Here is a 15,006-nt window from a genome sequence, read left to right as displayed (position 1 = left end):
GAGTGCATATGGACAGGCTGACACGGCTTGAGAACGACGCGGTGTACATCATCCGCGAGGCATACGCCCGCTCGCGCAGGACGGCCATCCTGTGGTCCATGGGCAAGGACTCCACAGTGCTCCTGTGGCTGTGCATGAAGGCCTTTTTGGGGCGCATTCCCGTCCCTGTGGTGCATATCGACACGGGCTACAAGTTCCCGCAGATGTACGCCTACCGCGACCGCTGGGCCGAACAGTGGGGGCTGGACGTGCGCGTGTTCACCTGCCCGGACAGCGTCTCCGCCCGCCCGGACGGCTCCAGCAAGCTGGACTGCTGTACCCAGCGCAAGACCAACGTCCTGCGCGATGCGCTGACCAGCATGGGGCTGGAGTCCGTGATGGTGGGCATCCGCCGCGACGAGCATGGCATCCGCGCCAAGGAGCGCGTGTTTTCGCCGCGCGGCGAGGACTTCCGCTGGGACTACATGCGCCAGCCCGCTGAAATGTGGGACCTGTACCAAAGCCGCAGCGAGGAGACGCACCACCTGCGCATCCATCCGCTCCTGGGCTTCACGGAAGTGGACGTCTGGGAATACGCCCTGCGCGAAGGGCTGGAACTGAATGAATTGTATTTTGCCAATGACGGCAAGCGGTACCGCAGCCTTGGGTGCATGCCTTGTTGCAGTCCTGTGGAGTCCGAGGCCGCAAGCATTGAGGCCGTCATCGCGGAACTCACACACACCAGCGTGGGCGAGCGCGCGGGCCGCGCGCAGGACAAGGAGGACGCCTTCACCATGCAGAAACTGCGTTCACTGGGGTACTTGTAATGACCGAAGCGCGCAGAATGAATCCTGATGGCCAGCGACCCGGCCGCGCGGTGGTGGTTGGGGATGTGGACCACGGCAAAAGCACCCTCATCGGGCGGCTGCTCTTTGACACGGGCAGTCTGGATGCGGACCGTCTGCATGATTTGGAGCTTTCCGCCAAAGACGGCGGGCCGGACTTTTCCCGCGTGATGGACGCACTTGCTGAGGAGCGGCGCGACCACATCACCGTGGACACGGCGCAGACCTTCTTTTCTACGCAGATGCGGCAATATGTGCTCATCGACGTGCCGGGGCACAGGGAATTCATCCGCAACATGGTCACCGGAGCCACACAGGCGGACATGGCCGTGGGCATTGTGGATGTGGCGCAGGGCATAGGCGATCAGACGCTGCGGCATCTTGCCATCTTGCACATGATTGGTGTGCGGCGGTGGATTGTCGCCGTGAACAAGATGGACGCCGTGGACTACGCGGAGCAGGCCTTCCGCCGCGTGGAGGAGGCCGTGTGCGACTTTGCCGCGCGCCTTGGGTGCGAGGTGGCGGCCATGGTGCCCGTTTCCGCCGTGCGGGGCGACAATGTGGCGCAGCAGTCGCCCCGCATGCCGTGGTACGGCGGCCCGCCGCTGGTAGAGGCGCTGGACGCCCAGCCCCTGCCTGCCCCCATTGCGGGCGCGGCGTGCCTGCCGGTGCAGGATAGATACGACATGGACGGCACTCCAGTGCATGTGGGCCGCATCCTTAGCGGCGTACTGGAACCGGGCGCGCGCGTTGCCGTGCAACCCGGCGGGGGCGAGGCGCAGGTGGCGCATCTGGTGCGCTTTCCCGAAGGCGTCATCGCTTCGGCCAGCCCCGGGGAGAACGTGGGCGTGGTGCTGGAGGGCGAGGCCGAACCGGCGCGCGGGGATGTGTTGTCCGATGTGGCGCTGAGCGTTGGCGACAGTATTGCGGTGCGTTTGGCCTCGCTGAGCGAAGCGCCCCTCGGGGCCGAGGACGGCTATATTTTGCGCCTTGGGCATCAAGAGGTGCCGTGCAGGCTTGGCCCCTTTGCCACGCGGATGAGCTTTGACGCGGCAGGGGCGAGGACCGGCGAACAGGAGGGAGATGCTGTTTTCTTCGGTGATATTATGGTAGGAAATATACAGGTGGAAAAGCCTGTGGCGTTCCTGCCCTTCCTGCGGTGCCCCGAGCTGGGCCGCATGGTTGTGGAGCGCGGCGGAGAGGCCGTCGCGGTCGGCGTGGTGGAGGAAACGGCGGATGTGAACGACCGGGCATAATCAGCAAAGGGGAACAGACGTGGTGCAACGTATGAAGCAAGGCGCAGTGTGCGTGGCCGGTCTTGGCGTGGTGCTGATTCCGGCGACGGCATGGGCGTATGTGGATCCGGGAACCACCAGCGCCGTGTTTGGCGGGCTGGCGTATATTTTGGCCTTTGTGGGCGCTGGGGCGGCGGTGCTGTTTCGGCCCATCATCAAGCTGTACCGCAAAGTCCGTGGCCGCAAGGACCCGGAGACGACCAAGGTCGAGGAGCACGGATGAACCGCCGCCAGTTCGTGAAAGGTTGCGCCGCGTGTGGCGCCATGGCGTCCTTTGGATTTCCCGCCGTGGTGCGGGCGCGGCCGAAGGGCTACCGCCGGGTGGTGCTCCTTGGCATGGACGGCATCGATTTTGGCCTTGTGCACAAGTACGCCGCCGCCGGGGAGCTGCCCGCGTTCAAGGCGCTGCTTGAGGGCGGCAAGGCCGCGCCGCTGGCCACCACCACGCCGCCGCAGTCGCCGGTATCGTGGACCAGCATCGCCACGGGCGTTGGTCCCGGCCAGCACGGCATGTTTGATTTTCTGGAGCGCGACCCCGAGTCCTACACCCCCCGCCTTGCCATCACCAGACAGCAAAGCGGCGGGGCGCTCTTTGGCGCGCCGGAGTATGTGAATCCGGTGCAGGCGCGTCCTTTCTGGGAGGATGTGGCGGACGCGGATATTCCGGCCACGGTGCTCAAATGGCCCGTCACCTTCCCCGCGCCGGACAAGAGCCGCGCAACGCTCCTCTCCGGCATGGGCGTGCCTGATGTGCAGGGGAATATTGGCCGGTATGCGTTCTATACGGACGCCCCGGACGATGGCGGCCCGGCTGGGCACAAGGTGGTCCGGCTGGCCTTTTCCGGCGCGGCGGCCCAGACCGAGGTGCGCGGCCCGCTGGTGGCGGGGCTGACCGGCACCAAGCCCGCCACCGTGGACATGACCGTACGCCGCACGGCGGACGGCGTGCGCCTTGTGGCGGGCGAGCATGACCTCAGCCTTGCGCCCGGAGCGTTTTCGCCGTGGCTGACCTTTTCCTTCAACATGGGCTTTGGCCGCACGGTGAGCGCCATGGGGCGCTTCTGCCTTGTGGAGGCGACCCCGCATGTGCGGCTGTACCTGACGCCGCTGAATCTGACTCCGTCGGCCCCGGCCTTTCCCATCAGCAGCCCGGCGGGTTACGCTGGCGAACTGGCCGAAAATATCGGCAATTTCGCCACCCTTGGCATTCCCGCGGACACCAAGGCCCTCACCGAGGGCCGCCTGACCAACGAAACGTTTTTGACCCTGTGCTACGACCTGCTCACCGAGCAGGAAAAGCTGTTTGACTACGGCTTTGCCCACGCGCCAGAGGGCCTCATGGCCGGGGTGCTGTTCACCACGGACCGCATCCAGCACATGTTCTGGGCCGCGCTGGATCCCAAGCATCCGCTGTATTCCAAGCAGTACGCCACGCGCTATGGCGGCGTGCTCCTTGAGCTGTATAAGCGCATGGACGCGCGTCTTGCCCGGCTGATGCAGGTTGTGGACGACAGGACGCTGCTGCTCGCCTTCTCGGACCATGGGTTCAGCACCTACCGCCACTCCGTGCATGTAAACCGCCTGCTGGCGGCCAAGGGGCACCTGACGCTGACGGGCGCGGCGGACCCTGCGGACCCGGACGCCGGGGCGCTGTTTGCCAATGTGGATTGGGCGCAGACGGCGGCCTACGCCGTGGGGCTGAACAGTGTGTACGTGAATTTGCAGGGCCGCGAGGGCGAGGGCGTTGTGCCCCCGTCCCGCCGCGATGAGCTTGTGCGGCGCATCGCCGCAGACCTTGAATCCTTCCGCCATCATGACACGGGCGAGCAGGCCGTGGCCAAGGCCTTTGACGGCAAAAAGCTGTATGGCGATGCGCCGGGCGCGCCGGACATCGTACTGGGCTTCCGGCCGGGATACCGCTCCAGCTGGCAAACCGCCGTGGGCGGTTGTCCGGAGATGATGGTCTCCGCCAACCGCAAAAAATGGAGCGGCGACCACTGCATCGCCCCGGGCTTTGTGCCCGGAATTGTGTGCTCCAACGTTCCTCTGGCCGCCAAGGCGCCGAGCGTGCGCGACATTGCGCCAACCGTGCTTGCCGCGTTGGGACTTCCGGTTCCAAAACGCTACACCGGGGCGCCCCTCGCGTAGGCGGCACCCGGCCGTAGTGCTTCCGGATAGGCGGCATTGGTCTGGCGCGGCTGTGGCCGCGCACGCTGCGCCTCGTGCTGGATTGGACCTTCCGTTTCATCTGACTGTGCAACTGCACCTGGCTTCGTAACGCAAGTGGATATTGCCATGAAACGACGTGACTTCCTGAAGGGCTGCGGCGGTGTGGCTCTGGCTTCTTTGTTTGCTCCGGCGTGCCGGATAACGGCTGTGGACAGTGACATCCCGCCCGTCCAGCGCCCCATGGTCCCCGGCGGCGAGGGCGTGCGCGAGGTCACCCTTGGCGGGCAGACCATGCCCGCGCGTGTGGCCGAGCTTGGCCAGCCGCTGGATATAGGCTCCTTCCACACGGCGCGGTGGTCCCGCCTTGAGGTCGCCATAGGCCTTGAGGAGGACGCGCCGCGGCAGGACCTGCGCGTCACCATCGATACGCCAGAAGGCAGCATCACCCGTGAATGCTCGCCCGAGCCGGGCACCTTTGCCACGCTGACGGCGCAGGTGGGCGGCCTTGGCGGCGCGGCGCGCGTGATGGTGAAGGGGGCGACCTCGGCAGGGCAGGTGGTCATCGGCAATCCCTTGGTACTTACGCCGCAGCGCGCGCAGCAGCGCCCCAGCGTCTATCTCGTCACCATCGATACGCTGCGCGCCGACCATATGTCGGCCTACGGCTACCACCGCAAAACCACACCCGTCTTTGACGCCCACATGGGCGAGGGGACGCTCTTTGAGCGGGCCTACTCCGCCGCGCCATGGACGCGGCCAAGCTATGCCTCATTGCTCACGAGTTTGCCGCCGTCGGTACACATGGCGGTGTCCAAGCGTGTGGCGCATGAGGGACTGGTTCCGGGGCTGGAGGCCGTCGGGCCGCAGTTCACCACCCTTGCCGAACGTTTCCGTGATGCGGGGTACCTGACCCTTGGGCTGTACACGGTGGGGAATTTGGCGCCGACGTTTGGCTTTGCGCAGGGCTTCGACCAGTATGGCTACATCCGCGAGAGTGTGGACCTGCCCGAAGGGGGGCGGCGCTTTCGTATGGAGCTTGCGCGCTACTCGGCCGAGGCCTACGCCGAACAGCTTGCGCGCTACGCGGACCTGCCGGTGTTTGCCTTCATCAACATTATCGACCCCCACGCGCCGTATCGCCCGCCGCGGGACTTCTATCGCGGCTACCTTGAACCGGGCCACGGCGACTACAAAGCGCTGGAAGACTATTCCATCGGCGCGGGGTGCTACAAATGCGACAAGAAAACCGTCCGCCGCGAGGACCTTGTTGCCATGTACGACGGCGAGGTGCGCTACACGGACTTTCAGCTAGGGCGCATCTTTGGCGAACTGCGCCGCAGTGGGCGCTATGACGACAGCCTTGTGGTGCTCACCGCCGACCACGGCGAGGAGCTGGGCGACCGTGGCGGGTGGGGCCATGGCCAGCGCCTGACGGACGAGCAAATCCGTGTGCCTCTGTGGATGCGCATGCGTGGCCGAATGCCCCATGGGCTGGTGACGACTCCGGTGAGCCAGATGGCCCTTGGGCCGACTATCCTCGACCTTGCGGGCCTTGGGTATGAGGCCGATGGCATGTGGGAGCCGGGACTGCTGCCTCACGTACTGGACGGCGCTCCTGCCGGCCCGGTGTACAGCGAGGTGCTGAACCATAAGCTTGCGCCCGAGGCGCAGGACGCCATGGTCTACGGCGGGGCAAAGCTCATACGTGGCCGTATGACGGGGAGCTACGCCTTTTATGACCTTGGCGCGGACCCCGGCGAGCGGACCAATGCCGCCGACAGCGCAGGGGAAGCCGGCTACCGCCTGAATGCGGCGCTGGTGGCCGCCCAGTCCCGCTGCGCGGCGCTGCGCACGCGCTACGCCAACGCGGACTTTGTGCCGCCGGACATCCACAAGGACCCGGCGCTTATTCAGCGGCTGAAGGACCTTGGCTACCTCTAGCCCCGTTCACACACAGCATCCGGAAATGGGAATGCCATGACGCGCAGAGACACAGCACTCTGGTGGCTCATCCGCCTTGCACCCGTTCTTTTGGCGGTGGCGTGCATGTGGCGTCTGTTGCTGGTGCCCGGATGCATGGGACACTTGAACGATTGGCTTGTGCCGCCGCATTCCTTCTATCTGGCGGATGTCTTCCGCAGCGCGTTTCACGCATGGGAAAAGCACTACCTTGGCGGGGTGATGAGCATGAAGCTGACCACCATCATCCCGGTGACGCTGTATTCGTCCTTTGGCCTTATGGATATGGATGGGCACCTTGCCACCAAGCTGTGGGTGGCGGTGTTCATTGGCGGGTCCGTGTGGGGTATGGCCTCGCTGTGCCGCTGGCTGCTCACCACAAGCGAGAGCACGCGGCGCATGGACGCCATGCACGCTGAGGCAGTGGCCCTGAGCGCAGGCATTCTGTACGGCCTTTCGCCCTTTGTGTTCGGCTCGGTGGTGACGGGGTCCTTTGTGCAGTTTTTTATGTTTCCGGTACTGCCGCCCATGCTGCGGCTGATGCTGGAACTGGCCGAGGGACGGCCCGCCGCGCCGCGCGTGGTGGGGCTGGCGCTGTGCTTTTCGCTGGTTGTGGCCTCGGTGCAGAACTATTTCATCATGTGGGGGCTGTTTGCGCTCATCGTCGTGGTGCGGTGGCGCTGGCGCTTGGTGGCGGCCTGCGCGGCCACGGCGGCGCTGACCTGCCTCCTGAACGCCTACAGCTTTCTGCCGCTCTTTCTGGCGAGCGGCGGCCTTGGCGGCGGCGTGGAGGGCATGGACTATACCGCGCAGGCCAGCGGCATCATCCGCCATGCGCAGAATTTGTATCTGACCGCGCTGAACGCGGGGTGGAAGCACCGGGACCTGTTCCTGAAGGCTGTTCCGCTGACGCCGTGGCTGTTTGCCGCGTGCGCCGCGCCGCTGTTGCTTATGGCCGGGGCGGGCGTGCTGCGCTGGCGGCGGGAGTTTGGCTGGCGCGAGCGGCTGTTCATCACGCTGTGGATTGTGAGCGTTGGTGTGGCCGCATCGGGCAAGGGGCCTTTCGCCGCCATTATGATGCTGGGGTATGAGAATATTGGCGCGACGCATATCTTCCGCTCCCCCCAGCGGTTGATGCTGCTGCCGACGCTCTTTTTCGCCATTGTGGTGGCGATGCTGGGGGCGCGGTATGTGCGCTCGTCCCGGCGGGGCGGGGTGGTGTGCGCCGTGCTTGTGGCGCTGGCCCTTGTGCGCGGCGCGTCCTTTTATGGCGGCGACCTTGGCATCTGGAAGCTGGAGCACGAGCCGACAAATAGCGCCATGGACAACTTCCGTACCGCGCCGGAGTTCGCACACTTTCTTGGCGATATGGCTGTGGACTCGCGCAGTGGGCGCATTCTGTTTTTGCCGGTGTCGCATTCGCCGAAGTATTTGCCGCGCCGCTACCAACGCCCAACCGCAGGCGGCGACCCTGTCTTTCAGAGTTGCCCGAAGACGGCAGTGCATGTGTTCCCCTTCCACAGCGCGTATCCGTATCTCAATGCGCTGACATGGACCGCTTATGAAGGCGACGAGCGCAGCATCGCCATGCTGGGTGGGATGTTTTCCGCCTATGAGCTCGTCATACGCCGTGACGTGGAGGACCATTCGCGCCTGAAAGGCATCTGGCTGGAGAACCGTGAGGTGCTGGACCGCACTCTGCCAGCCATGGCCGCCCTGCAGCAGGAAAGCGAGGCCAAAGAGTGCGGCGTGTACGCCCTGCGCGGGTACGCGCCGCTGGTGCGCGGGCTTGGCGGGGCGGTGGCGTTGTCGTCTCCGGCGTGGACGACGTCAGGCGCGCCCAAGGCCGCGTTGGCCGCTCAGGGGCCGTCCAAGATGCAGGGGATTGTGGCCCTTGCCGTGGTCTTTGGCATTATTGCCCTGCGTGGGCGTGGGCGGCTGGTACGCGGGGTTGGCGCGGCGTATGCCCGCATTCCGGACCCGGCGCTGGCCGCCGCGTGGCTGGCGCTTGGCGCGGCGACGTATTGGCCGTCCTTTATGCGCGCCCGCACGCAGGTGCCGTTTTGGGACGCGCCGTGGGGCGAGGTGATCTTTTTGCGGACATTTTACGACGCCTTCACCCTTGGGGGGATGGCGCTGGTGCTGGTGGTGTGGCACGCCGGCCGCGCTGCCCACCGCCGTATTGGCGAAGGGCCGGGCGGCGTGTTTGCCGCGCCGGAGCGGCTGTTTGTGGCGGCCGCGTTGGTGCTGGGCGGCTGTTTGGCCGTGGCGGTAGCGCTGGACAGCGTGCTCCATGGCCGCGCGCTGATAACGCCCGTGACCACGGCCATGTACTACTTAGCCGGGACGGCCCTTGTGGCGGCCACGTTTCCGGCGCTGGACGAGGGACTTGCGCGGGCGTGGGGCGCCCGCCGCGTGGCGCATATGGCGCAGACCGAGCAATCCGTGGGGGAATGAGCTATGGCGAGAGTGCTGTTGGTGTATCCGAGTTTGCGGCTGTTGGGCTACCGGTTCCCGTATTCCCTCATTCCCATTGCCAACTACCTGAAGGCGCGCGGGCACGAGGCCGTGGTCTTTGACGCGCAGGTGGAGAACATGGCGGATTTTCACCCCGAGGGGTTCGACCTTGTGGGCTTTTCCATTTTGTCCGGCCCGCAAATTAAGAGCGCCCTCGCCATGGCGGCCACTGTGCGCCAGCGTTGCCCGCAGACGCCTATTGTTTTCGGCGGCGTCCACGCGACGCTACTGCCCGAGCAGACCGCAGAGCATCCGCTGGTGGACATCGTCACCCGGCAGGAAGGTGAAATCACTACCTGCGAACTGGTGGAGACCATTGTGGATGGCGGCGACCTGTCCACGGTGCAGGGCATCACCTATACGAAGGACGGCGAAGTCGTTTCCACGCCGGACAGGCCGTTTTTGAACCTCGATGAGACGCCGTTCCTCAACTACGACTTTCTGAAAACCGAGCGGTATGTGGAGTTCCAGCGCAAGCCCTCCATCATTTATCTGGAGACAAGCCGCGGGTGCCCGCACAAGTGCGGCTTCTGCTACGACCCGGTGTTCCACAAGCGTAAGTGGCGCTCCAAATCGCCGGAGCGTGTGGTGGACGAGCTGGAATTCGTGGTGCGCAAGTACGGCGTGGAGCAGGTATGGTTCACCGATGACGAGTTCGCCGTCTCCCAAAAGCGCGTGGCCGCCATTGCGGAGCTGCTCATCAAGCGCGGGGTGAAGCTCAAGTGGCCCATCTTCTCGCGCGCCAACTACGTGGTGAAGTACGACAAAGAGTTTCTGGACCTTATCCGCCGCGCCGGGTGCGACTGGATCAACTTTGGCGTGGAGTCCGGCTCCCCGCGCATCCTGAAGCTCATCAACAAGCAGATTACCGTGGATCAGGTCATCCGTTCCGTGGAGATTTTGCGCGACAATGACCTGAACGCCGGGCTGTCCTTTATGATCGGCTTCCCCGGTGAATCGGTGGATGAAATGCGCCAGACCTTTGAGCTGATCGACACATGCTCCAACATGTACGACAAGGTGTGGATCGGGCAGATTTCGGCCTTTACCCCTCTGCCGGGGACGGCGCTGATGCAAAACTGCATTGATGAAGGCTACACGCCCCCCGCCTCCCTCGAAGAGTGGGGCGAGTTCTACTACAACGACCCCAAGAATCTGGCGCATTTTGAGCGCTCCATGTTCCGCCTTATCCGCACCATCACCCTGCTGACCAAGTTTGACTTTGCCTACCGGGGCTACCGGGGCGCGGGCATCCTTGAGAACAGAAAGCTCCTCAAGGCCATCCACTACAGCCTGTGCAAGATTGCGCAGTGGCGCTGGCAAAAGAAGCTGTTCGCCTTCCCCGTGGAGTGGGTGGCGCTGGACTACGCCCTGAGCTGGTTGAAGTTCGGGGAGCGGTAATGAGCGCCGGGCGTCGCGTGCTTCTTGTGGTGGCCTTTGCCGCGCTGGCGGCGGGGGCGCTGTGGCGCTTTGCCCTTGAGCCGGGCACGGTGGGCCACAATTGGGATGCGCCCATTGCCCCGTATTCGTTCTATCTGGCGGACATCTTTCATTGCGCCCCGTCTGCGTGGGAAAAGCACGCCCTTGGCGGGCTGATGGGCATGAAGCTGACCACGCTGCTCCCTGTGTGGCTGTACAGCGGCCTTGGGGTGCTGGGGCTGGATGGACACGTGGCATCCAAGGGACTGCTGTTTGCGGTGCTGACGCTGTCCATGCTCAGCATGCGGTATGTGCTGGTGCGGGTGCTGACGGCGGCGGGCGAGGGCCGCGCGCAGGATGAGCGGGTGCAGATGGCGGCGTGGCTTGGCGGCGTGGCCTATGGCATATCCCCGTTTGTTTTCAACATCACCATCGGCGGGGCGGTGCCGCAGTATGTGACCCTGCCGCTGCTGCCCCTTGTGGTGTGGCGGGTGGTGTGCTTCGCCTCCGGGCGGTATGGCGCGGGGGAGGTGGTGGCGCTGGCTGTGCTCCTTTCCCTTGTGCTGCCTTCCGCGCAAAATTTCGTTTTATGCTGGGGCTTTTTTGCGCTGTGCTGTTTGTGGTGGCTGTCGTGGCGCAATGTGGCGGGCTTTGCCCTTGTGGCCGGGGTGAGCATCCTTCTGTGCATGTACGCCCTCGCGCCGCTGTTTTTGACGCAAAGCGGCCTTGGCCTTGGCGTCACCATGCAGGACTACGGCCTGCAGGCCGAGGGCATTCCCAGAACCTCACAGGCGCTGCACCTGACTTTCTTTGGTGCGGGATACAACAACCGTGACTTTTTTCTGCGCGCGCATCCGTCCACGCTGCTGTTTTTGGCGGCGTCCGGCGGCGTGCTTGCCGTGGTGCTGTGGCGGATGGTGGGCCTTGGTCGGGCGCTGGACAGGCGCGAGCGCTTGCTGGTTGGGGCGTGGCTTGTGGCTGTTGGTGTGGCGGCGGTGGGCAAGGGCGTATTTGCGCCGGTGCTCATGTGGGCCTTTGAGAATATTCCGGTGACGCATTTGTTTCGCTCGCCCCAGCGGCTGATGGTGTTGCCGACGGTGCTGTTTCCCTTTGTGCTGGCCATAGCCCTTGGCGCGCGCTCCACCCGTCCGGGGCTGGTGCTTGTTGTCACGGCGCTGCTGCTCCTGCGCGGGGCGTCCTTTTGGAGTGGCGACTTTGGGCGCGAGCGCTTGGTGCCCCAAAAGGTTGGCGTGCTGGATAACTACACGGTGCCGCAGGAGTACGGCGCGGCGCTGTGGGGCGCGCGGGCAGATGACCGCCTTGGCCGGGTGACCTTTCTGCCCGTGAGCATCAGCCCGCGCTACCTTGCGAACACGCATCAAGTGGCGGCCCAGTCCGGGGACATGCTGGTGCAGGCCTGCCCGGATACGGCGGTGTTTGCCTATCCCTTTTCCGGCGCGTTTCCCGCTGTGCGGGCGTGGACGCAGCGCTTTTACAAGCAGCAGGACAGCGCCGACGTGGAGCGTCTGAATGCGTTGTTTTCGGCCAAGGCCGTGCTCTTTCGCCGTGATGTGGAGGAGGACGGTCCCCTTATGATGGTGTGGCGCAATGGGCGGCGGAGCATGCAGGACGCACTGGAGCAGTCCGGCGCGCTGACGCGGGTGGTGCGCGGGCCGTGGTGCGATATGTACGCGCCGCGCGGGTTCGCGCCCATGGTGCGCCCCGTCCCACGGGCGCTGACGGTGGAGGCAGGGTCATGACCGAAACACTCCGGGAAGCCCCCAACCGGGCCGAGATGGCCGCAGGGGGGCTACGGGCCATCTTGCCGGAGCTTGCCCTTGCCGCGCTGTGCGTTGGCGCGGGCGCGGCGTATTTAGGCTGGCGCATGCTGGATGCGCCGGTGGACTATTCCTTTTTTGTGGCGGGGAATCTGGCCTTTCAGGGCTGGACCAAGAGCGGCGACTATGCGGCGTTTTACTGCGGTGTTGGGGCCTTTCTTGCGGCGTTTGCCGCCCTCGCGTGGGCTGGCGCACAGGCCCTGCGGCGCGGGCTTGGGCAGCCGTATGCTGGCCTTTTGGCGGTGATGGCCGTCCCCGCGCTGTTGTGGTTGGCCTCGCGCGTGACGCTGACCTCTGCCATGGAGCATCTGCTGTATGCCTCGGCCGCGGGCGCGCTGGGTGTGGGCGCGCTGACCTGCATCGTCCTCTGGCGGGTACGCCGCTGCGATGAGGCGGCGCTGACCGAGGCTGTTGGCGGTGTGGCCGTGATGGGACTGATGGGCATGGCCGCCGGAGTGGGCGTTATGGCGGTGGCGGACCGGCTTGTATTTGACGCGCCCGGTCTGCACGCGCCGCAGGCCATGACGGCCCTGACCACCGGCGGACTGGTTGGCGCGGCAAGCGCGGCCCTGAGCGCCGTGATTGGCGGGCGGCGGGCGGCTGTGCGGCGGCGCCTGCGGTGGCTCCTTGTGGCCGTGCAAATTCCCGTACCGTGCATTCTCCTGCTCCTGCTCCCGTTGCCGTGGATGGTGGATGGCGTGGAGTACACCTTTGCCCGTGGGCATGCGCTGGAAGGCTTCACGGCGGTGATGCTGGCCGGAGCGTACGCGGACCTTGTCCGGGTGACGCTGCGCAGCCGCAAGGGGGGCGCCGGACTTTTTGCCGCCCTGTCTCCGGCGTGCGTGTGCGCGGCGGTGTTTTTCATGAAGGCTTCGGGGAGTATGATCCCGCATCTGGAGCGCAGCGACTACCACACCGGCGAGCAACTGCTGCCGTGGTGGATGCTGAAGGAGCACGGCGCACTGCCGTATGTGGACTTCGACCCTGTTCGGGGCTTGGTCAGCTACTGCAAGATGTTTTTCACGGACCTGTTTGGCGATGGCTCGACCGGGACGTTCTTCCTTGCGCGCAACATGCAGATGCTGCTGTTGCTGCTGCCCGTGTATGCAGCAGTCTCGCGCGTGGCGGGGCGCATTCCGGCGCTGGTGTGCATCATCTTTTTGCCTCTTGATGGCTTGCTGCGCATTCACGCCGTGCTCACTGTGGGCCTGTGCGGATTGGCGCTCCTCTGGTGGCGGCTGTCGCCGTCGTGGTGGCTGGCCGCGTGGGTGGCCATAGGCACGGCGTTGGTGCTGTTTGCGCCCGGACAGGGGGGCTTATTGGTGCTGGCGACGTTTCCCCTTGGCGGCATGGCTTTGTGGGGGGCGCTGCGCAGTGAGCGCGCTCTGCTGGCGCGCGTTGCCGTGGTGGGGACGGCTGTGGCGGTGGGGGTGCTGTTCCTGACCCCCCTTGGGAGCATCATCTTCGGCGCGGTGCGCTATGGGCTGGAGAATGCGCAGGTCAACGATGTGGCCAACTCCCTGCCGTGGTCGCTGACGCTGGCCAAGCCCACGGTTAAGACCGCACCGGGGCTGTGGGAGTTCCTCCGCTTTGGCTTCATCTTTATGGCTGTCGTCCCTGTGGTGCTACTGGTGCGCGACTGGGGGCGCCCGCATTGGGAGCGCCTTGCCGTTGTGGCGGTGCCCGTGAGCGTCTTGATGGTGCTGTTTGTGGTGCGCTCAGCCGGGAGCATTGGTTCCGGCATGTCGCGGCCGGGTGTGGCCACCATGTGGGCCATGGGCGCGCTGCTTCCCCTTGTGCTTTTTGCGCGGCGGCGCGGATGGCCCAAGGCGCGGCGGCTGTGGGGGCTGGCCCTTGCCGCCGGAGTGGTGGGTATGGTCTACGGGTTTTGGCAATTTTTGCCACAGGCCCGCGTGCAGGCGCTGTTTCATATGCCGCGCTATTCCGAGCCGCTGTTCGAGGGCGCGGACATCGGCATCCCCAGCCTGCAGACCTTTTATATCAAAAAGCGCCCCGACCGCGAGGCGCGGCACATGAACCGCCTGCAAAAGGTGCGGATGCTTCTGGACGCCGTTTTGCGCCGCGGCGAGACGTATTTTGACATGACCAACCACAACGCGCAGTACTTCTATTTTCGGAAGCGTGTCCCCGTGAACATTCCCGCCGTGTACAACATGCCGCATCCCGGCCAGCAGCGCCGCGCCGTGGCGCGGCTGAGCGCGGACCCGCCGCCCCTTGTCCTTGCCTACGCCGACAACCAAAACCACAACGGTGGCACTGCCGCCCTGCGCGCCCATCTTGTTTACCGCTACGTTATGGAAAATTACGTGCCCTGTGAGTGGTACGGGCTGGTCTTTTTGCTGCGGCCCGATGTGGTGGACCGCGCCAAGGCCATCCCCGGCGGCGTGACCGTGGCGCGTATGGTGGACGAGACGGCCCTGTCGCTGTGGAACAGGGCGTTTTACCAGCGCGACGTGGAGCGTTTGCCGGCCTCGTGGGGGCAGTCCGAGGCCAGCCTTGCTGACCAGATGCGGCCCGTGACGGCCTGCGCTGTGAAGCCGGAGCCGGATGTTCCTGTCACTGGCGGCTGGCTGCGCCCCAAGAATGGACGCGACGCCGTGACCATCGTCCCCGGCGGGGACGACGCAACCGGGCGCGGTGCCGGGCTGCTTGTGCTGCGCCTGCGGTACAACGTTCCCGGCGCGGTGGGGCGTGTTGAGGCCCGGTGGGGCGACGGTCCCGGACACAGCGTGACGTTTTCCGGTGGCAGTGGGACGTATATTGTTCCGCTGGATGCCGCCCCATCGTGGCTGATGTCGCCGCAGGTTTTGCCGGTGACGCTTCGCTTTTCGGGCATGAAACCCAAGTGGGCGGTGCGCGTGGACGAGGCGGCGCTGATGCAGCGCGCGCAGGTCCCGGACCCGAAAAGATGACGCCCCGCCTTGGCGCAGTGGTGCGGAGCGTGTATTGTGGCATGAATCTCTG

9 protein-coding genes are annotated in these 15,006 nt (G+C 65.3%); all 9 read left to right on the top strand.

All coding sequences use genetic code 11. The features are described from left to right. The first annotated feature begins 8 nt into the window (after nt 1-8). The 9 genes from cysD (at nt 9) to ACI3L3_RS01885 (ending at nt 14,954) form a co-directional block, all read left to right on the top strand. On the top strand, nt 9-806 hold the full coding sequence (cysD, locus tag ACI3L3_RS01925; RefSeq protein ID WP_404843403.1) for a sulfate adenylyltransferase subunit CysD: 798 nt from the start codon (nt 9-11) through the stop codon (nt 804-806). Next, a complete protein-coding gene (locus ACI3L3_RS01920) occupies nt 806-2,080 on the top strand; it encodes a GTP-binding protein (protein WP_404843402.1) in 1,275 nt (424 codons plus the stop codon). Before cysD ends, ACI3L3_RS01920 begins: the two co-directional genes overlap by 1 nt. 31 nt (nt 2,081-2,111) lie before the next feature. Next, entirely contained in the window at nt 2,112-2,342 is a 231-nt protein-coding gene (locus tag ACI3L3_RS01915) for a hypothetical protein (protein WP_404843401.1), read from the top strand. Further along, complete coding sequence (locus ACI3L3_RS01910) at nt 2,339-4,267, top strand: alkaline phosphatase family protein (protein WP_404843400.1); 1,929 nt, start codon at nt 2,339-2,341, stop codon at nt 4,265-4,267. Before ACI3L3_RS01915 ends, ACI3L3_RS01910 begins: the two co-directional genes overlap by 4 nt. Nucleotides 4,268-4,414: 147 nt before the next feature. Beyond that, nucleotides 4,415-6,229, top strand: coding sequence for a sulfatase (locus ACI3L3_RS01905; protein ID WP_404843399.1), 1,815 nt, complete (start codon nt 4,415-4,417; stop codon nt 6,227-6,229). Between the two features lie 36 nt (nt 6,230-6,265). Further along, nucleotides 6,266-8,704, top strand: a complete 2,439-nt coding sequence (locus ACI3L3_RS01900) for a hypothetical protein (protein ID WP_404843398.1) — start codon at nt 6,266-6,268, stop codon at nt 8,702-8,704. Nucleotides 8,705-8,707: 3 nt separating this feature from the next. Beyond that, nucleotides 8,708-10,165 (top strand): B12-binding domain-containing radical SAM protein, encoded by a 1,458-nt coding sequence (locus ACI3L3_RS01895; RefSeq protein WP_404843397.1) that lies wholly within the window; start codon nt 8,708-8,710, stop codon nt 10,163-10,165. After that, nucleotides 10,165-11,943, top strand: coding sequence for a hypothetical protein (locus ACI3L3_RS01890; RefSeq protein WP_404843396.1), 1,779 nt, complete (start codon nt 10,165-10,167; stop codon nt 11,941-11,943). Before ACI3L3_RS01895 ends, ACI3L3_RS01890 begins: the two co-directional genes overlap by 1 nt. Further along, a complete protein-coding gene (locus tag ACI3L3_RS01885; RefSeq protein ID WP_404843395.1) occupies nt 11,940-14,954 on the top strand; it encodes a hypothetical protein in 3,015 nt (1,004 codons plus the stop codon). Before ACI3L3_RS01890 ends, ACI3L3_RS01885 begins: the two co-directional genes overlap by 4 nt. Nucleotides 14,955-15,006: the final 52 nt, after the last annotated feature.

The organism is Desulfobaculum sp. SPO524 (genome assembly GCF_044987625.1).
Taxonomy (GTDB): domain Bacteria; phylum Desulfobacterota; class Desulfovibrionia; order Desulfovibrionales; family Desulfovibrionaceae; genus Desulfobaculum.
This window is presented reverse-complemented; position numbering and strand designations above follow the sequence as displayed.